General features: G+C 35.4%; 17 protein-coding genes. 12 read left to right on the forward strand and 5 right to left on the reverse strand.

Annotated features, from left to right (window positions below):
* Positions 1-1038: 1038 nt before the first annotated feature.
* The 3 genes from CXF67_RS12295 to CXF67_RS12305 form a co-directional block, all read right to left on the reverse strand.
* A complete protein-coding gene (locus CXF67_RS12295; protein WP_015024656.1) occupies positions 1039-1857 on the reverse strand; it encodes a pseudouridine synthase in 819 nt (272 codons plus the stop codon).
* A 1004-nt stretch (positions 1858-2861) separates the two neighbouring features.
* Entirely contained in the window at positions 2862-3554 is a 693-nt protein-coding gene (locus CXF67_RS12300) for a TIGR04283 family arsenosugar biosynthesis glycosyltransferase (protein WP_102089017.1), read from the reverse strand.
* A gap of 5 nt (positions 3555-3559) precedes the next feature.
* Positions 3560-4291 carry a DUF547 domain-containing protein gene (locus CXF67_RS12305; protein WP_102089018.1) on the reverse strand — a complete coding sequence of 244 codons (732 nt, stop codon included), beginning with the start codon at positions 4289-4291 and terminating at the stop codon, positions 3560-3562.
* Between the two features lie 263 nt (positions 4292-4554).
* On the opposite strand from CXF67_RS12305, the gene cysQ reads away from it, so the two are divergent.
* The 10 genes from cysQ (at position 4555) to rodA (ending at position 15356) form a co-directional block, all read left to right on the forward strand.
* Positions 4555-5355 (forward strand): 3'(2'),5'-bisphosphate nucleotidase CysQ, encoded by an 801-nt coding sequence (gene cysQ / locus CXF67_RS12310; RefSeq protein WP_102089019.1) that lies wholly within the window; start codon positions 4555-4557, stop codon positions 5353-5355.
* Positions 5352-5945 carry an adenylyl-sulfate kinase gene (gene cysC, locus CXF67_RS12315; protein WP_102089020.1) on the forward strand — a complete coding sequence of 198 codons (594 nt, stop codon included), beginning with the start codon at positions 5352-5354 and terminating at the stop codon, positions 5943-5945. Before cysQ ends, cysC begins: the two co-directional genes overlap by 4 nt.
* A gap of 4 nt (positions 5946-5949) precedes the next feature.
* Positions 5950-6855, forward strand: coding sequence for a sulfate adenylyltransferase subunit CysD (gene cysD, locus CXF67_RS12320; RefSeq protein WP_102089021.1), 906 nt, complete (start codon positions 5950-5952; stop codon positions 6853-6855).
* Between the two features lie 54 nt (positions 6856-6909).
* Positions 6910-8166 (forward strand): sulfate adenylyltransferase subunit 1, encoded by a 1257-nt coding sequence (locus CXF67_RS12325; protein ID WP_102089022.1) that lies wholly within the window; start codon positions 6910-6912, stop codon positions 8164-8166.
* A 136-nt stretch (positions 8167-8302) separates the two neighbouring features.
* On the forward strand, positions 8303-9835 hold the full coding sequence (gene purH, locus CXF67_RS12330) for a bifunctional phosphoribosylaminoimidazolecarboxamide formyltransferase/IMP cyclohydrolase (RefSeq protein ID WP_102089023.1): 1533 nt from the start codon (positions 8303-8305) through the stop codon (positions 9833-9835).
* Between the two features lie 36 nt (positions 9836-9871).
* Positions 9872-10900 carry a rod shape-determining protein gene (locus CXF67_RS12335; protein WP_015024648.1) on the forward strand — a complete coding sequence of 343 codons (1029 nt, stop codon included), beginning with the start codon at positions 9872-9874 and terminating at the stop codon, positions 10898-10900.
* A 9-nt stretch (positions 10901-10909) separates the two neighbouring features.
* Positions 10910-11734 (forward strand): rod shape-determining protein MreC, encoded by an 825-nt coding sequence (gene mreC, locus CXF67_RS12340; RefSeq protein WP_102089024.1) that lies wholly within the window; start codon positions 10910-10912, stop codon positions 11732-11734.
* Positions 11735-12238 (forward strand): rod shape-determining protein MreD, encoded by a 504-nt coding sequence (locus CXF67_RS12345; RefSeq protein ID WP_102089025.1) that lies wholly within the window; start codon positions 11735-11737, stop codon positions 12236-12238.
* On the forward strand, positions 12235-14103 hold the full coding sequence (mrdA, locus tag CXF67_RS12350) for a penicillin-binding protein 2 (RefSeq protein ID WP_102089026.1): 1869 nt from the start codon (positions 12235-12237) through the stop codon (positions 14101-14103). Before CXF67_RS12345 ends, mrdA begins: the two co-directional genes overlap by 4 nt.
* Before the next feature lie 2 nt (positions 14104-14105).
* Complete coding sequence (gene rodA / locus CXF67_RS12355) at positions 14106-15356, forward strand: rod shape-determining protein RodA (protein WP_102089027.1); 1251 nt, start codon at positions 14106-14108, stop codon at positions 15354-15356.
* Positions 15357-15359: 3 nt separating this feature from the next.
* On the opposite strand, the gene rimM is transcribed toward rodA, so the two are convergent.
* Together rimM and CXF67_RS12365 are read right to left on the reverse strand one after the other, a co-directional pair.
* Entirely contained in the window at positions 15360-15890 is a 531-nt protein-coding gene (rimM, locus tag CXF67_RS12360) for a ribosome maturation factor RimM (protein ID WP_015024643.1), read from the reverse strand.
* A 10-nt stretch (positions 15891-15900) separates the two neighbouring features.
* Positions 15901-16452 carry a 30S ribosomal protein S16 gene (locus CXF67_RS12365; protein ID WP_102089028.1) on the reverse strand — a complete coding sequence of 184 codons (552 nt, stop codon included), beginning with the start codon at positions 16450-16452 and terminating at the stop codon, positions 15901-15903.
* Between the two features lie 201 nt (positions 16453-16653).
* Here CXF67_RS12365 and CXF67_RS12370 point away from each other — a divergent pair, with 201 nt between their 5' ends.
* Both CXF67_RS12370 and CXF67_RS12375 read left to right on the forward strand, forming a co-directional pair.
* Positions 16654-17367, forward strand: a complete 714-nt coding sequence (locus tag CXF67_RS12370) for a 3'-5' exonuclease (RefSeq protein ID WP_102089029.1) — start codon at positions 16654-16656, stop codon at positions 17365-17367.
* Positions 17367-19025, forward strand: coding sequence for an ABC transporter ATP-binding protein (locus CXF67_RS12375; protein ID WP_102089030.1), 1659 nt, complete (start codon positions 17367-17369; stop codon positions 19023-19025). The genes CXF67_RS12370 and CXF67_RS12375 overlap by 1 nt, the downstream gene beginning before the upstream one ends.
* The last annotated feature ends 272 nt before the right edge of the window (positions 19026-19297 follow it).

Below are 19297 nucleotides of genomic sequence, written 5' to 3' on the forward strand. Positions count from 1 at the left end.
TAAGATTTAAAGGTCCTAATTTGTTTAAAATTAAAGAGATCAGTCAACAAATACTTAACTCTAGGGTCATTAAAATTAATAAATTTGAGCACACTTAAAGATCAAAATCTTCTAGAGTTCTCCGATCGGTTTAAAACGAGTCACGAATGCAAGAAATATCTCTCTAGTTTGAAGATTTAGAACAAATGTATGTTTTTGAAAAATAACCTTATCACTTGTCAAATTAAGATGGATTTTTCTCGACAGTATAATATCCGCACAAACCGAGAGTCAGCTTCTGCTGACACTTGGATGGCATAGTACATGTTGTGGAGTTTCTACTTGGGGCTATAAGGAAGTGGAAATCTTTCGTAGCTGAAACGTCAAGAAAGAGAAAGAAAGCATCGAAAGCTTTACAACTTACCGATCTGGGTAAGGTCAAACTTTGTATATGGTAAGCATAATGGACTTTTCGACAACTTCATTACAATTATATCGTGGACCACCTCTAAAGAGATGCGCTCATCACGACAGACCTTTGGAGAGGATACGGACCTTTCGCCTAAGCTTTCAACATTACCCAAATACCAAGCAACAATAGGCAGAACTTTGAAGTATTGCACACCATAATAAATAAAGTAAAACCATAGATGAGAGAAACATATTTATGGGTAAGCGAATCCAGTATTAACAGACATTTTTATGAGTTTTGTTGTAAAATAAACCGCGCGCAGAGCAAAGCAGGAATTTTCAATACTCTAATAACTAAAGAACATGACTATAAAATTAATCGGAAGAAAATTATAGGTGATTAACTACTGACCTCCATAGCTTTCATATCTATCGCTTGTACGTATCTTTTTCACATTGCCCTATAGGCTATTGTGTTAACTATATCGGACAAGACACTAGAAACATTTTACCTTTTCATAAATTCAATGTTGTCCATTTGGTGATCATAAATTGCTTTGCGAGCTGTTATATTTTGGGCAGAGTAATCAAAAAGACAAGAGAGTTCTGAGCATTAAAATAATGACAAAAATTGCCAATTAGAGTGTTTTAAACCATTCCTAAATTGATAACCTCTTGCCTGGTAAGGTGACGATAATGACCTCTAGGTAAATTTTTCTTGTCGAGATTTGCATAAATCACGCGATCCATTTTTTCAATCTCATAACCCAGTTTTTTAAATATACGTTGGACGATATGAGCACGTTGACTCCTTAGTTCAAGTCCTACTATATTTTTTGGTCTATTGTCGACAAAAGCCGCTTCTTCAATTTTAACTTTAGAACCTTCGATAAACGGACCATCTTTAATCACTTCTAAATCAGATTCTCTTAAAGGCTTAGTTAATTCAACTTGATAAATTTGTCGAATTCCATTTTTATGACCCGAGAGTTTTTTAGCCAGCGTACCATCGTTTGTAAAGAGGATAAGTCCCATAGCACTGGTGTCTAATTTGCCAACCGGTGCAAGTTTAGACTTAGAGGCATTTTGGACTAGGTCTAAAGCGGTAAGCTTCCCTTTTTCGTAACTACCCGTAACATAAAAGCTCTTGGGTTTATTGAGCAAAACATATGCTTTAGGCTCTGGATTGATTCTACGTCCGTCAAACTTAACTTCATCCTCTAACTTCACATGGTGTCCCATTTCTATAATCACCTCTCCATTTACCGTTACGTTACCAGATTTTATATAGATATCAGCATCACGACGAGAACAAACCCCTGAGTTAGAAATGTATTTGTTAAGACGCATGCCTGCACTTGGATTCTTAATTTGCTTGTCTACTTTGGACTGAGCAACTTCTTTCTTACTGAATTTATCTTTTGGAGACGTCTTTGGATTGGTTTTATTTTTTTTAGGATCTTTCATTTTCAAATTTTTTGCAAAGGTACTGTTTTTTAGACTCTTGAGTATTTAGTATTATTTAAAAAAGTATTGAAGACTGAGCTATCATATAATGGTATTGAGTTGACCTGTCTCTGGGTTATTTCCGTTGTTGATATCGATAAAACTTCTATCATATCTAAATCCAATAGTAAAGCCTCGTTCTATTTTATAACCGATCCCAATATTAGCTCTATAATTTACATCCTTAAATTTTTCTGAAATTTATTAAAAAGAAGACTCAGACCCTACAATAGTTTTGTGTTGATGATTGACAAGATAACCCATTCCAGACTTCAATTTCAAAGTTAAGCCTTTCACAACAAAAAATTTAAATAAAATCGGCAGATTTAGATGATCTAGTCTCAAAGCAGGATCAAATTGAGTTCTATTGGGGTTGCCTCTTTTACAATACCTTAACTAGTATAAATTAACTCAGATTGACTACCACCTTTTTATAAATTTATATTCCGTCTGCACACCACTAAATATCAACGCACTGAAAGGATTAATGTCCTCGGTACCTTAAACTTCTGAAACAGAAACCAGAATTTAAGCCTGTAAAAAAAAACTAATTTGTCTTGAGCTTTCAAGTATGTCACAAAAAAATAACCAATACGCAAACAAAACACGATTCCTAATGCTTATTTGAAGGAGTAAAAGGATTTATATTCAAAATAATGTTCTTCTCAAAATGTCAAATAATACTGTTAGAGTAGTTATTAACCTTGATTGTTTTTTGTAAAAACAACTGATAAATAGCCAATCAAAAAATTACGCTTTCTACGTAAAATGTTTGCAATTGAATAGCAAAATTAAAAGTCTCTCGTGTTTTTGGAGCCTCAACTCTAACTGTTTCATCAACACTGATTTTTTCCAGATTAGTTTCCAGTCTTTAATCGGTAGAATATATTTTTGCACCAAACTATCAACGTTTTAAATGTAAAACTAGTTTATCAAATAATTCAGGATCCTTAAGATAAACAACTTTAGTTGTTAATGTGCTTCATATAGAAGCTATAAAGCGCATCTGATGAAGCCCCACTCCATTTTTTTAAATAAATTATCCAAAAGAGAATCTGTAATTTCAAAATGCCCTTATCTTCAAAACGTCTTGCAGATGTTGAAATCGAATGTTGAATCACCTCAAAACCAGAGGAGTCATAAATCGGTTTTAAAATTTCATGATCTTCATATATTAGAAACTCTTCATTGTAGCCTCCTACCTTTTCAAAAAGAGATTTTGTAACGAACAAACTCTGATCACCACCTCTACAAAACCTGGCATTGAATTTTGTAAACCAGCTTATAAATTGAAGCCAGGAATGTCGACTCCTAAATTTCATTTTAAAACATCCAGCTTGGTGTCCATTTCGAACAGATTCTTCAATTAACCTATCAAAATCTTGTGGTGGAAAAGAATCGATATGCAGAAAATATAGGATTTCTGCAGTAGCTTGTTTAGCACCATGGTTCATTTGCCTTGATCTTCCTCTTTTACTTTCCAAGCATTTGATACCGTCAAACTGATTAATTAAAGCTAAAGTTCCGTCATTACTTCCGCCGTCCACAACGAGAATTTCCGTAACATACCCAAAAGGACTTATTCTATTCTGAATTTGTATAAGGTTGCTTATAACCTCTTCAGCTTCATTATAAACAGGAATAATGATACTAATCATGCCAGCTAGTTTTCATTCAGTTCCCAAGAATATGACAAAAAATTTATAAATGCTTCTTCGTCGATAGTTTCATCTGCATAGATATTTATAAATCTTATAACTGACCCAAATTCAGATTCAAAATCTGAAGCATACCATTTAAAAATTTTAGAGAGTTCTACTTTAGTTTTTGATAATTTATTTTTATCAGAATTTACGAAGGTTTTTGCTGAAGCATCGAGTTGCTTTTCGAGTTTTTCAGCTACATAGGCTTCATTCAACAATTTGGGACAAGATTCTGAAGCGCAGTTCACCGCAAAATGAACGCGGGGATCTCCCATTTCCAAAAGCATCCCTTTTTCAATATCATCTAGGGAATATAATTTACCACCGATTTTTGCAAATTCTGTAGTAAAAGGACTGCTAAAAAAACCTCCAATATTTTTAATGCTCTCTATGGGATAGTGATCTAAAATCAACTTTACAGCAAACGCATTATACGCATTGATAAGGTAAGCTTTCTTTTTATTTTTGGTCCAAGAGTCTTTAGGAGGGTTTTTAGAAATAAGATCTAAGTAAGCGTCGAGTTTCTTTTCATTTTGTTTCAAATTCTTATAATCAACATCTCCTTGAGTATTCACGTAAGTTTCAAGTAAATCCTGCCATTGCTGATGCTGATGGATATTTTGACTCAAAGTAGTCCCCACTCCTACAATAGAGAAAAAAAGACCGAAAAAAAAGATATTGAGGGTTTTCATAATTTTTTGTTTAAAGGCATAAATTTAAGAATCAAAGTTTCAAGTTTAAGTGTCGAAAAAAAGAGTTAATAATTACAGTTTTACTTTATAAAAATAATTAACAAAAAAAATTCTGTATTCAAATTTGAATAGTCTACTAAATTGGTAGAAATTGTATACTTTTGTCATTTATTATAAAAAATAAAGATAACTGTTTGAAATTCATGTTTTAGCACAAGCATAAACAAATGAATATCAAGACTTAAGTTAAAATAATTACTTATATGCATAAAAATAAATTAAAGGCAATTGAGGCTTCTATAAAAGCAGGTGAAGCTATTATGAACATCTACAAGCACGATTTTGCAGTAGAATATAAAGAAGATAATTCTCCGCTAACTTTGGCAGATCAAGAAGCCAATAAAGTGATCATGTCTTATTTGGAGACGACTTCTATCCCAATTATTAGTGAAGAAAACAAAACTATAGATTATAGTAACCGAAAGTCTTGGAAAACTTGTTGGATTGTGGACCCACTGGATGGGACTAAGGAATTTGTAAAAAAGAATGGTGAATTTACCGTCAATATTGCTCTGATTGATGAACAAAAATCAATTTTTGGAGTTATTTATGTTCCTGCGCAGCGCATTTTATATGTAGGAGATGTTGAAACCCAAACTTCCTATAAAGTTGAAGTTCCGCAAGGAGAGTTTGATGTAGATATTTTACTGAAAAAAGCAAACTCTTTGAAGCCGAGCCAGAGTTCTAACCCCATCAGAGTGGTTGGAAGCCGATCTCACATGAATCAAGACACCTTGGACTATGTAGAGAAACTGAAAGACACACATCACAAACCAGTAGAAATTGTTTCCAAAGGAAGTTCTCTTAAATTTTGCCTAGTCGCAGAAGGAGAGGCAGACGTATATCCTCGATATGCACCCACAATGGAGTGGGATACCGCTGCAGGACAAGCTATTTGTAAAGCTGTTGGCCTTCGAGTTATAAGCCTAGATACAAATGAAGAAATGCTTTACAATAGAGAAAATCTTTTGAACGGTTATTTTCATGTCAAAACAACATTATGAGTAAAAACATTGTCATACATGACTACGATATAACAAGATCGCATAGAAATAAAGTCAATGGTCACGATTCTTTTGTGCTATGGTTTACCGGGCTTTCGGGTTCTGGAAAATCGACTATAGCAAATAAAGTCGAAGAAGAATTATTTTATAAAGGAATCCACACCTATGCTTTAGATGGGGATAACATAAGAAGTGGAATTAATAAAGGGCTTGGATTTACTAAAGAGGATCGCTACGAAAATTTAAGGCGAATCGCTGAAGTTGCAAAACTCTTCGTTGACTCTGGAGTGGTAACTATCGCTGCATTTGTGTCTCCATTGATTTCAGACAGGGATCAAGTTAAAGAAATTGTGGGCCAGGAAAATCTTATTGAAATATATGTAGACACCTCCTTAAAAGAATGTGAGAATAGAGACGTAAAAGGCTTATACAAAAAAGCAAGGGCTGGAGAAATAAAAAACTTTACGGGGATAGACGCACCCTACGAAGCTCCTAAAAACCCAGATCTTCAGATTTCTACAGAAGAAATTAATGTAGAAATGAGCGTGAAGCAAATTATAGATTATTTAGAAGAAACACGAAGAATATAAAACTATGAGCACCTATTATTTAAATTATTTAGAAGAGTTGGAATCAGAAGCCATCTTTATTTTAAGAGAAGTTTGGGGCCAATTTCAAAATCCAGTTATTTTATTTTCTGGAGGGAAGGATTCCATTCTTATAACGCATTTGGCCAAAAAAGCCTTCCATCCTGCAAAGATTCCTTTTGCTTTAATGCATGTAGACACTGGGCATAATTTCCCAGAAGCTATTCAATTTAGAGATGATCTTGCCAAACAACTAGGTGTCAATCTTATTGTAGGTTCTGTCCAAGAATCTATAGATAAAGGACGTGTTGCCGAAGAAAAAGGTAAAAATGCAACTAGAAATGCTTTACAAATCACAACTCTCTTGGATAGTCTAGAAGAGCATAAAGTGGATTGTGCTATTGGCGGTGGCCGAAGAGATGAAGAGAAAGCAAGAGCAAAAGAGCGTTTTTTCTCGCACAGAGATGAGTTTGGGCAGTGGGATCCTAAAAATCAGCGTCCTGAACTGTGGAATTTACTCAATGGGAAATATTTTGAAGGAGAACACTTCAGAGCCTTTCCTATCAGTAACTGGACAGAAATGGATGTTTGGAACTACCTCACCAAAGAAAAAATAGAAATCCCTTCTTTATATTTAGCTCACCAGAGAGACGTAGTGAAAAGAAATGGGTCTTGGATTCCAAATTCTGAATTTTTAAAACTAGAGCCCAATGAGGAAATAGTATCTAAAAGAATAAGATTTAGAACCCTAGGAGATATCACCATTACAGGGGGAATTGAGTCTGACGCAGACACTATGGAAAAAATCGTCGAAGAGGTTTCTACGATGAGAGAAACCGAAAGAGGAAATAGAAGTGATGATAAAAGATCCGAAACTGCGATGGAAGATCGAAAAAAAGACGGCTATTTCTAGACTATAATTTCTCTAACACACCCAAAATTCTGATTACAAAAACTGATGCATATCATGAAAATAGATAAAAACCAATTGCTAAGATTTACTACTGCTGGAAGTGTAGATGATGGTAAAAGCACACTTATTGGAAGACTGCTTTACGATTCCAAATCCATTTTTGAAGACCAACTAGCCGCTGTAAAAAATTCAAGTAAACAAAAAGGAATAGAAGGTGTAGACCTTGCTATGTTCACCGACGGACTTAAAGATGAACGGGAACAGGGAATTACTATTGATGTTGCTTATAGATATTTTACAACACCAAAGCGTAAATTTATTATCGCAGACACACCTGGTCACATCCAGTACACAAGAAACATGGTGACTGGCGCATCTACTGCCAATGCTGCTGTTGTCCTTATTGATGCAAGACACGGAGTTATTGAACAAACTAAAAGACACACCTTTATAGCCTCTTTATTGAATATTCCTCACATTATAGTGTGTGTAAATAAAATGGACTTGGTGTCTTATTCTGAAGAGACCTTCAACTCCATTGTGGAGGAATTTGAAGAGTTCTCTTCAAAACTACTTATCAAAGACGTGCGTTACATACCCATAAGTGCATTAGATGGTGATAATGTGGTCAACCGCTCAGAAAATATGGCTTGGTTTCAAGGTTCGCCAATGTTGCATGAGCTAGAAACCCTACACATTAGTAGTGATATCAATAAAATTGATGCTAGATTTCCAGTGCAAACCGTTCTTAGACCTCAACGCAAAGGCTTCGAGGATTACAGAGGATATGCAGGAAGAATAGCTAGTGGGATTTATAGAGTGAACGAAGAAGTAACTATATTACCTTCTGGTTTTACGTCTAAAATTAAAACCATAAACGTCGGAGAAACTGAAGTTGAAGAAGCTTTTGCTCCTATGTCTGTAGCAATGACCTTGGAAGATGATGTTGATATAAGCAGAGGAAATATGATTGTGAAAAAGAACAATCAACCAAAACTTTTACAAGAATTTGATGTGATGTTATGTTGGCTAAATAACGCTCCTTTAAAATCTAGAACCAAATACACTATCATGCATACCTCCAACGAACAAAAAGCTGTCATTAAAGAGGTAGTTTACAAAGTGGATGTCAATACATTCAAACGAAATGAAGAGGATAAGGATTTAACAATGAATGATATTGCTAGAGTAAAACTTAAAACTTCTCATCGATTGATGATTGATAGTTATAGAGATAACCGAAGCACAGGAAGCATAATACTAGTGGATGAGTCTACCAAGGAAACTGTCGCTGCGGGGATGATCGTTTAAAATAATAGTGTCCAAAATCAGGAAATATAAAGCCCAGCAAAAGCTGGGCTTTATATTTCCTGATTATTTGGTGTTCATCGTTTAAATATTCATTGGCAATGTTCTACATTTGGAACGTTAACAAAACGTATCTTAAATGGCCCAAGAAAAAGAAATAAAATCCGCTTTAATCTCAGTGTTTCACAAAGAAGGCTTAGGGCCTATTGTACAAACCTTAAATGATCTAGGAGTACAAATTTACTCTACTGGAGGGACTGAAAAATTCATCAAAGATTTAGATATAGAGGTTACTCCCGTAGAAGATATTACATCCTACCCCTCAATCTTAGGAGGTCGAGTTAAAACCCTACACCCAAAAGTTTTTGGAGGAATCCTAAATCGAAGTGATAACGAGCAAGACCAAGAGGAATTAAAATCTTATGATATTCCACAAATTGACTTGGTTATTGTTGATTTATATCCTTTTGAGGATACCGTAGCTTCTGGGGCGAATGAACAAGATAGTATTGAAAAAATTGATATAGGAGGCATCTCTTTAATAAGAGCTGCTGCCAAAAATTTTAAAGATGTGCTTTGTGTCTCTTCAAAATCAGATTATGAAAGCCTTCTGGGAGTTCTTAAAAACTCGAAAGGAAAAGTAAGCCTTAAAGAACGAAAGAATTTTGCGGCAAAGGCTTTCCAGATTTCTTCTCATTACGATACCGCCATTTTTAATTACTTTAACACTACAGAACAACTTCCTTCTCATAAACAAAGTTTTGAGAAAGGAGTAGAATTACGATATGGAGAAAACCCTCACCAACAAGGGTTTTTCTTTGGTGACTTTGATGAGGCATTTAATAAACTTCACGGCAAGGAATTATCTTACAACAACTTGTTAGATGTAGACGCTGCGGTCAATTTGATGGCAGAGTTCACTAATGATGCTCCAACTTTCGCTATTTTAAAGCATAATAATGCTTGTGGCCTTGCTCAACGCGATAGTATTTATAAAGCCTATGTAGACGCATTAGCTGGAGATCCAGTCTCTGCTTTTGGAGGAGTTTTAATTTCAAATACAGAAATTGATAAAGCAACATCAGAAGAAATTAACAGCCTATTTTGTGAAGTTGTCATTGCTCCAAGTTATAGTGATGAAGCTTTGAAAATACTTACCAAAAAGAAAAACAGAATTATACTTGTCCAAAAAGTATTCCAATTTGAAGATGAGATTGTGAGAACTTGTCTTAATGGTGTTTTAGTTCAAGACAGGGACCTCAAAACAGATAACGAAGAAGAAATAAAAACAGTAACAAAAACATCCCCAACAGACTCTCAAGTTGACGATCTGTTGTTTGCTTCAAAGATTTGTAAGCATACCAAGTCCAACACTATTGTATTGGCAAAAGACAAGCAATTGCTAGCAAGTGGGACTGGCCAAACCTCTCGAGTAGATGCGCTTAACCACGCTATTGAAAAAGCTTTAAATTTTAAGTTTGACTTAAAAGATTCTGTTATGGCAAGCGATGCTTTTTTTCCCTTTCCAGATTGTGTAGAGATAGCAGGCAAGGTGGGTATTACTTCTGTAATCCAACCTGGAGGATCTATCAAAGACAAACTTAGCATAGCATATTGTGACGAAAATAATATTTCTATGGTAATGACAGGAACGCGTCACTTTAAGCATTAATTCACTAACTTCATCCTCCTCTAATTTTATTATAACATGGGATTTTTTGACTTTCTAACTGAAGATATTGCTATCGACTTAGGTACTGCCAACACATTAATAATTCACAAAGATAAAGTCGTTGTCGACAGCCCTTCTATCGTAGCTATAAATCGGATTACTGGAAAGATTATAGCGGTTGGGAAAGAGGCCGCAATGATGCAGGGAAAAACTCACGAAAACATCAAGACCATTCGTCCTCTTAAAGATGGGGTTATTGCAGATTTTAATGCAAGTGAGCAAATGATCAGTATGTTCATAAAAGAAATTCCTGCACTCAAAAAACGCTTATTCACGCCTTCCCTACGTATGGTCATTTGTATTCCTAGTGGAATTACAGAGGTAGAAATGAGAGCGGTTAAAGATTCTGCAGAACGAGTAAACGGCAAAGAAGTTTATCTTATCCACGAACCTATGGCAGCAGCTATTGGTATTGGTGTAGACATTATGCAACCCAAAGGAAATATGATTGTTGATATAGGTGGAGGTACTACCGAAATAGCAGTTATTGCGCTTGGCGGTATTGTTTGTGATAAATCTGTAAAAATTGCTGGTGATGTGTTTACTAATGATATCATTTACTTTATGAGAACACAGCATAACTTGTTTATTGGAGAACGTACTGCTGAAAAGATCAAGATCCAGATTGGTTCTGCTACCGAAGATCTCGAAACTGCACCTGACGATATGAGTGTCCAAGGCCGGGACTTACTAACCGGTAAACCAAAACAAGTGGAAATTTCTTTTAGAGAAATTGCAAAAGCCTTAGATAAATCTATACTAAGAATAGAAGATGCTGTGATGGAAACCTTATCTCAGACTCCTCCAGAATTAGCTGCAGATATTTATAACACTGGTATATACCTTGCTGGTGGAGGGTCTATGCTAAGAGGCTTGGATAAACGCCTATCTCAAAAAACAGACTTACCTGTTTACATAGCAGAAGACCCACTAAGGGCTATTGTAAGAGGAACAGGTATCACTTTAAAAGATTTAGAACGCTACAAGCCTGTACTTCTAAAATAAAAACGTGTTATGCAGCAAATCATTATTTTTCTTATTAAAAATAAGACGGGTTTGGTGTTTATCATTCTTATGACTATAGCTTTAGGGCTAACCTTTAAATCCCATACCTACCATAACAGCAAGCTGGTTTCATCGGCTAATTTTATATCAGGAACAGTCTTGAGCTCTTCAGAAAATATTCATCAATATTTTGATTTGAAAGCTCAAAACGAAATTCTTCAAGAGGAGAATGAAAACTTGAGACGAAAATTATTGAACATCCCATCAGCAAAAGATAGCTTACCAATTAAGCTTAAATTTATAGAGGATAGTTTATATAAGATAACCAGATCTAGAGTGATCTCTAACCATTACGATAAAATCGATAACTTTTTATTGATTGAAGGCGGCTCCAAGGATAGTATCTCTGAAGACTTAGGTGTTATTTCCAGTCAAGGTATCGTAGGAATCATCCAAGATGTAAGTCCAAAATACTCAAGGGTTATTTCTATTCTGAATACCAATACGTCTATTAACGCAAAGCTTAAAAAAACCTATCATTTTGGGACACTTACTTGGGATGGAAAATATCCAAATATTTTAAGTCTTATTGATGTACCAAGGTCTGCACCTGTAAGGCTAGGAGATACGATCACCACAGGAGGGCGTTCTTTGGTTTTTCCTGAAAACGTTCCTATCGGGATCATAAGTAATTTTCAATTGGACGAAAACATAGGATATTATTTTATTGATGTCAAACTTTTTAATGATATGACTAACTTAAAGCATATCTATATTATAGAAAACAGTCGAAAAACAGAAGCCCTAGAACTACTAAATCCAGATTCACGATAGATGAAAACCTATTTTATAAATAGTATCAGATTTGTCCTTCTTATATTAATTCAAGTTTTAATCTTGGATGAATTTAATGTTTTTGGTTACATCAATCCCATTATCTACCAGTTACTTATCATCTTACTTCCTTTCAATATCAATTCTGTACAAAAGCTCTTTCTTGCATTTGTTTTAGGGATTAGTATGGATATTTTTGAAGATAGCGGTGGAATTCATGCAGCTGCAACACTCACAATTGCTTACTTAAGACCTTTATTTTTGAGAAATGCCTTCGGATTGAGTTACGATTACCAAACCCTTAAATTTTATGACGCCCCATTTAGAGAAAGGTTCAGTTATGTAAGCCTTATGGTTTTGGTCCATCATACTGTACTTTTCAGCTTAGAAATTTTTAGTGTGGATCATCTATTATTTTTTGTAAAGAAAACAATTTATTCTTCTATTTTCAGTATACTATTAATAATGATCACCTTAAATTTAATCCGAAAGAACAGTAAATGAGAAAGTTGCTCCCCATTATTTTAGTTAGTTTTGCCGCATTCCTTTTTTTAATCCGTTTATTTTATTTGCAAGTTTTAGACGAGAGTTTTGATGAGGTGTCGACCAATATTTCCGTACGCAAAATATACGATTATCCTCAACGAGGATATATCTATGACCGAAATGGAAAACTGATGGTAGGTAACCAACCTGCTTATGATGTCATTGCTGTTCCACAGGAAGTAAAAAACTTTGACACTTTAGAGCTTGCCAGTTTATTAAAATTGACTCCACAGCGACTCAAAATTCAGCTGGAAAAAGCGTGGCGATACTCACCAAGATTGTCTTCTGTGATTACACCTCAGCTTACCAAAAAAGAATATGCTGTTCTCCAAGAACGCATGCATAAATACCAAGGGTTTTACATTCAGAAAAGGTCGTTAAGAGATTATACTATTAACCACAGTGCTAATATTTTAGGATATATCGCTGAGGTTGGAGATAGAGAGATTTCACAAAATTCCTACTATCAATCGGGAGATCTAAAGGGAAAACAAGGAGTTGAAGAACAGTATGAAGAGGCTTTAAGAGGTGAGCGTGGCGTTAAGCATTATCTAAGAGATATTCACAATAAAAACATCAAACCCTTTAAGGAAGGTAAATTTGACACTTTATCTAAAAAAGGAAGCGATCTCCACCTTACTATAGATGCTGAATTGCAAGCCTATGGAGAAAAACTGATGAAAGGTAAACGAGGTGGTATTGTAGCCATAGAACCAAGTACTGGAGAAATTTTAAGTTTAATTACAGCCCCTTCTTATGATCCCGATATTTTGGTAGGAAGAAAGCGATCGAAAAATTTCACGAAACTTTATTACGACACCATTAATAAACCCTTATATAATAGAGCCTTACAGGCTATTTATGCGCCAGGCTCTCCATTTAAAGCTTTAACAGGACTCGTAGCCTTACAGGAAGATGTTGTTGGGCTAGAAGAAAGTTTTAGGTGCAACGGAGGATATACCTATGCAAGAGGTGCAAGAATGGGCTGTCACCATCACCCGAGTCCAGTAGAAATGGTTACTGGAATTGCACATTCTTGTAATGCCTATTTTGCACAAATCTATAGAAGGACTATCGAAAAATATGACACTCCTCAAAAAGGGATCGACGTCTGGCGAGGGCATATGGCTAGTTTTGGCCTTGGCGATTATTTAGGTTATGATTTACCCGTAGGAAGAGCAGGATTACTACCAGACTCTGATTATTATAACAAAGTTTATAGATATCCTACTTATAATTGGTACGCCAGCGCTACTTTATCCAACGCCATTGGTCAAGGGGAAGTGCTTACTACTCCTATTCAACTTGCTAATGCAACAGCAGCGATTGCTAATAAAGGTTGGTTCTACAGACCCCATATTATAAAATCAATAGACGATAAGCCAGTAGACAATAAGAAGTATACTACAAAACAAGTAACCACCATAGATAAAGAGCATTTTGAGCCGATTATTCAAGGGATGCATGATGTTTTTAATTACGGGACAGCTACCTTTCTTAGAGTACCCGGCATAGAAGTTTGTGGCAAAACAGGAACATCAGAAAATTACGTAAAAATCGATGGGAAAAGGATGCAACTGACGGACCATTCGATTTTTATTGCCTTTGCTCCAAAAGATAACCCCAAGATAGCCTTGGCTGTTTTTGTAGAAAATGGATATTGGGGATCTAGATATGCTGGTAGAATATCTACTTTAATGATAGAGAAATATCTGAAAGATAATATTGAACGAAAAGACCTTGAAAACTGGATTCTCAACCATACTTTGGAAGACGAGTACGCTAAACCATATTCTGGTGAACTTTTTAAAATTAACCAGTAAGCATGCCTAAAACTCTATTGCAGATTGACTGGCTCACCATTTTAATTGTAATTATATTAATAAGCTTTGGATGGGTAAATATATACTCTACTACATTTGTTAATCCAGATGAAAGCATTTTTGATATTTCTAAAATTTATGGAAAGCAGCTACTATGGATTATTTTGGGGGTAGTGATAGCCATAATTGTTCTAGCACTAGAAAGTAAATTTTTTGAAAGGTTTGCAAGCATTATTTATATAGTAGCCACATTGTCTCTCATAGGGCTCTTCATTTTTGGTAAAACTATTGCTGGCCAAACGGCTTGGTATTCCTTTGGACCTTTTAGTATACAACCAGCCGAGTTTGTAAAAACAGCAGTAGCGCTAGCTTTGTCAAAGTATATAAGTGAAATCAATAATGACCTTTCAAAGTTTGTTTCACAACTTAAAGCTTTCGCCATTATTGGAATCCCACTAGCGCTCATCATGCTTCAGCCAGATGCTGGTAGCGCACTTATTTATTTGGCATTTATCATCCCTTTATATAGAGAGGGACTTCCACAAGCATACTTGAGTGTGGGATTTCTATCTGTGGCCATTTTCATGATTACTCTCAAGTTTGGATTTGGAATTTTTGCCCCCGTTTTTGTGGCGATTCTTATCATGATTTACTTATTTAACAGAAAACGAAAACCAAGGTTTTGGATTTATTTCTTAACTCTTCTCTTTAGTTTGGGGTTTTCATATTCTGTCAATTTCATATTGAATTCTGTACTGCTTCCTCATCAAAAAGATAGGTTCGATGTTATTATAGGAGAAACCAATGATATTCGAGGCTCTGCTTTTAATCTTTACCAAAGCGAAGTAGCCATAGGCAGTGGAGGATGGCTGGGGAAAGGATGGCTAAAAGGATCACAAACCCAAGGTCGTTTTGTACCGGAACAACATACAGATTACATCTTCAGCACAGTAGGTGAAGAGTGGGGATTTTTAGGAACAAGTGCTGTGGTAATATTATTTACTATACTTATTCTTAGGCTATTTCATTTAGCAGAACGCCAAAAAAGTCAATTTAGCAGAGTGTACGGCTATTCTGTATTATCCGTTATTTTTGTTCACTTTTTTGTGAACATTGCGATGGTGATAGGTCTATTTCCAACAGTTGGTATACCGCTTCCATTTTTTAGTTATGGAGGATCTGGATTATGGGGGTTTTTAATTTTGGTACTGGTATTCTTAAAATTAGATGCTAAACGAAAGAGTTTAGATTAAAAACTAATCTTCTAAATACATATCTATTAAACCCTCTGGAGTTTGAAAGTAAATGATATGTTCATCCTTGTCCACTTTTTGAATAAACCTGTCATTCACAGGAATAATAATTTCTTTATCATTAAAGTCAATAAAGAAAAGGGCTTGCATGGTTTGATCATTAATAAACTTTATAGTCCCAATCTCACCATGAGTGGCATCTACCGCTTTATAACCGATGACTTCATGATAGTAAAATTTATTACCTCCAAGTTTCGGTAACTTAGTTAATGGCAAGTAAACGTTTCTTTTCAGCAAGTCATCAGCATCTGCTTCTTCGTTGACTTCCTCTAGTTTTACGCGTAATAAACTACTCTTTTGAAGATTGGATTTTTCCACAAAAAAAGGAATCAATTTATTGCGGTAATCCACAAAAATTGATTCCAAATTTTTATAAAGTTCAGGTTCATCGGTATCTAACTTGATTTGCAATTCACCTTTAAAACTAAATTTACTTACGATCTGACCTAAATAAAAACATTCATCTTTAGTCATCTCAAAAATGTTAAGCTTCTTTAGAATCTTCAGAAGCAGGAGTTTCTTTTTCAGATTCTGCTGCGGCCTTAGCCTCAGCTTCTGCTTTAACTTTAGCGTCTTCCTCGTCTTGAATAGCTTTTGCTTCAGCTTCACGCTTAGCATTTACTTCTCTTTCAGCTTCCAATGCTATTTCTCTTTCAGCTTCTTTAGTTTTCGCTACTTTTTCTTCAGCAGTAAGAATTTTATCTCCTTTTTCAGACAACCAATCTTGAAATTTTTTCTCTGCTTCTTCCTCTGTTAACGCTCCTTTATCAACACCTGCTAACAGGTGCTTTTTCATCATAGCGCCTTTATAAGATAAAATACGCTTTGCGGTATCTGTTGGTTGTGCACCATTTCGTAACCATTTTACAGATGAATCTACATTAAGCTCAATAGTTGCAGGTTGAGTGACAGGATTATAAATCCCTAATTTCTCTAGGTATTTACCATCTCTTTTAGCACGAGCATCTGCAGCGACGATCCAGAAAAAAGGTTTTCCTTTTTTTCCGTGTCTTTGTAATCTTATTTTAACTGGCATAATAAATTAAATTTTGGAGTTCTCGACTCCCGTTATTAATAATAAAGTGCAAAAGTAAGTTTATTTTTTGAATTACATAACTTTGACTTTAAGATAATTACAATGCCTTTGGAAGTCTTTACCACTTCATTTTATCCTGAAAATGTATTCTTTTAAATTTCAGTAAATTAGTTCAATTAACAAAGAAAACAAATCCTTATTATGTTAGACAAACTCAACTTAGAACATATTTTGTTTTTGGATATTGAAACTGTTCCAGAACACGCAGATTTCGAAGACTTATCTCCAACTAAGCAGAAGCTTTTTGCAGACAAAACGGACTACCAAAGAAAGGAGGATTATTCTCCCAAAGAGTATTACGAGCGAGCTGGCATCTGGGCTGAGTTTGGTAAGATCGTATGTATTTCTGTTGGCTATTTTAATTTTAAAGGAAATGAGCGCAAATTCAGAACCACGAGTTTTTATGGTGAAGAGGCAGATTTATTAAAGCGTTTCAAACTAATTGTTGAAAACTATTTCAGCCTTCCTCATCACCTGATGTGTGGGCATAATGCTAAGGAATTTGATTTTCCTTATATCGCTAGAAGAATGCTTATCCGCGGCATTGCTTTACCAAGTCAACTTCAGCTTTTTGGAAAAAAACCTTGGGAAATTCCTCATTTAGATACTTTAGAGTTATGGAAATTTGGAGATTATAAACACTATACCTCCTTAAAATTACTCACCGAACTTTTTAATATCCCTTCTCCAAAAGATGATATTGATGGCAGCCAAGTTAGAGATGTGTTTTATAAAGAAAAAGACTTGGATAGGATTGTGACTTATTGTGAAAAAGACGTTATTGCCGTAGCACAATTAATTTTGAAGCTTCGCCAGGAAGAGCTCTTGGAAGATCATGAACTGATTTCTGTGTAATGCTAAATGTAAAAAACCTTCAAGTCAATTTTGGTGACGAAAGAGTGATCAAAAACATCAACTTTCAATTACAACCCAATGAGATTTTAGGTATTGTAGGCGAATCCGGCTCTGGGAAATCAGTTTCTACCTTGTCTATTTTAGGTTTATTAGGACCCAAAGCTCAGGTTGAGGGTGAGATTCTATTTCAAGACAGGGACTTAACAAAATGTACAGAGCAGCAATTCCAGAGTATTCGAGGAAATGATATTTCAATGATTTTCCAGGAACCTATGAGTTCTTTGAATCCTTCGATGACGTGTGGGAAACAAGTAGCGGAAGTTTTAATTCGGCATAAAAGGCTGTCTAAATCCAAGGCAAAACGAGAGGTTTTAAGCCTCTTTGAAAAGGTAAAACTACCCCGAATCAATGATATTTTTGAGAGTTATCCTCACCAAATAAGTGGAGGTCAAAAGCAAAGAGTAATGATTGCTATGGCCATTGCCTGCAAACCAATACTATTAATCGCAGACGAGCCTACAACAGCTCTAGACGTTACTGTCCAAAAGGAGATTTTAACCTTGTTGAAATCTCTCCAGCAAGAAACTCAAATGGGTATTCTCTTTATTTCTCATGATTTAGCTTTAGTTTCAGAACTAGCAGATCGGGTTGCAGTGATGTATCAAGGAGAAATCGTAGAGCAGAACGATGTGATTTCTATTTTCAAAAATCCTCAGCATTTATATACCAAGGCGCTTTTGGCCTCGAAACCATCTACCCGTGAACGGCTCAAGTCTTTACCAACAGTTAAGGACTATATGCAGGATATTCCAAATTCTAAAATAGAAACTTCGGAAGAGAGACAACAAAGGCATGAAAGGATCTATTCAAAACCACCATTACTAGAAGTTAAGAAGGTGAGCAAGATCTTTTTTTCCAACTCAGGTTGGTTTTCAAAAACCGAAAAAATACAGGCTGTCGATAGGGTAAGTTTTAGAATTTATCAGGGAGAAACCTTGGGGCTTGTTGGTGAATCTGGTTGTGGAAAATCAACTTTAGGCAATGCTATTCTTAGGCTTGATGATCCTACCGAAGGTGAAATTTTATACCAAGGTCAACCTATTACACACCTAAAAGGCGAAGCCTTAAGGCAACTGAGAAAAGATATTCAACTTATTTTTCAAGATCCATTTTCTAGCTTAAACCCAAGACTTTCGGTTGGCAAAGCCATCATGGAACCTATGAAAGTCCACGGATTATATGGTAATGCTGAATGTAGAAAACAAAAAACAATTGAACTTCTGGAACGTGTGGGCTTGTCTGAAGCTCAATTTAACAGGTATCCGCATGAATTTAGCGGCGGGCAGCGACAACGGATTGGAATTGCCAGGACCATTGCCGTGCAACCTAAACTCATCATTTGCGATGAGTCGGTCTCTGCTTTAGACATTTCTGTCCAAGCGCAGGTATTAAACCTCCTCAATGAATTAAAAACCGATTTTGGATTTACCTATATTTTCATTTCTCATGATTTGGCGGTGGTCAAGTACATGGCAGATCAACTTTTGGTCATGCACCAAGGCAAAATTGTGGAGCAAGGCGACGCAGATACCGTCTATGCAAACCCTCAAAAGGACTATACCAAACATCTCATTAATGCCATTCCTAAGGGAATTTAATCCAATTTTAAAATTAGCTACTGTTTAGGGTTTCTTTTAAATCTGTCCATTTTGTCGGCAAAACTATAATTAGTCTTTATTAGGACTATTTTAATTTACATTGGTAGATTTCAGGGCTAACGCCCCTTTACAGACTATTTCTGTTATATGTTATTCAGATGTGTGGGCGATGCCCCTAATATTATAAACAATAAAAAAATAATCAGAATTAAAAAAGGGGCGTTAGCACTGCGATCTCCTTAATATTTAAATTGACAGATTTCAGGGCTAAC

The sequence above is a fragment of the Psychroflexus sp. MES1-P1E genome (assembly GCF_002836055.1).
In the GTDB taxonomy this organism is placed as follows: Bacteria; Bacteroidota; Bacteroidia; order Flavobacteriales; family Flavobacteriaceae; genus Psychroflexus.

Coding starts and splice junctions, on each gene's coding strand:
- cysD (WP_102089021.1), top strand. CDS start 5,950: ATGAGCACCTATTATTTAAATTATTTAGAAGAGTTGGAATCAGAAGCC.
- CXF67_RS12370 (WP_102089029.1), top strand. CDS start 16,654: ATGTTAGACAAACTCAACTTAGAACATATTTTGTTTTTGGATATTGAA.
- purH (WP_102089023.1), top strand. CDS start 8,303: ATGGCCCAAGAAAAAGAAATAAAATCCGCTTTAATCTCAGTGTTTCAC.
- CXF67_RS12375 (WP_102089030.1), top strand. CDS start 17,367: ATGCTAAATGTAAAAAACCTTCAAGTCAATTTTGGTGACGAAAGAGTG.
- rimM (WP_015024643.1), bottom strand. CDS start 15,890: ATGACTAAAGATGAATGTTTTTATTTAGGTCAGATCGTAAGTAAATTT.
- rodA (WP_102089027.1), top strand. CDS start 14,106: ATGCCTAAAACTCTATTGCAGATTGACTGGCTCACCATTTTAATTGTA.
- CXF67_RS12365 (WP_102089028.1), bottom strand. CDS start 16,452: ATGCCAGTTAAAATAAGATTACAAAGACACGGAAAAAAAGGAAAACCT.
- CXF67_RS12305 (WP_102089018.1), bottom strand. CDS start 4,291: ATGAAAACCCTCAATATCTTTTTTTTCGGTCTTTTTTTCTCTATTGTA.
- mreC (WP_102089024.1), top strand. CDS start 10,910: ATGCAGCAAATCATTATTTTTCTTATTAAAAATAAGACGGGTTTGGTG.
- mrdA (WP_102089026.1), top strand. CDS start 12,235: ATGAGAAAGTTGCTCCCCATTATTTTAGTTAGTTTTGCCGCATTCCTT.
- cysC (WP_102089020.1), top strand. CDS start 5,352: ATGAGTAAAAACATTGTCATACATGACTACGATATAACAAGATCGCAT.
- CXF67_RS12300 (WP_102089017.1), bottom strand. CDS start 3,554: ATGATTAGTATCATTATTCCTGTTTATAATGAAGCTGAAGAGGTTATA.
- cysQ (WP_102089019.1), top strand. CDS start 4,555: ATGCATAAAAATAAATTAAAGGCAATTGAGGCTTCTATAAAAGCAGGT.
- CXF67_RS12345 (WP_102089025.1), top strand. CDS start 11,735: ATGAAAACCTATTTTATAAATAGTATCAGATTTGTCCTTCTTATATTA.
- CXF67_RS12335 (WP_015024648.1), top strand. CDS start 9,872: ATGGGATTTTTTGACTTTCTAACTGAAGATATTGCTATCGACTTAGGT.
- CXF67_RS12295 (WP_015024656.1), bottom strand. CDS start 1,857: ATGAAAGATCCTAAAAAAAATAAAACCAATCCAAAGACGTCTCCAAAA.
- CXF67_RS12325 (WP_102089022.1), top strand. CDS start 6,910: ATGAAAATAGATAAAAACCAATTGCTAAGATTTACTACTGCTGGAAGT.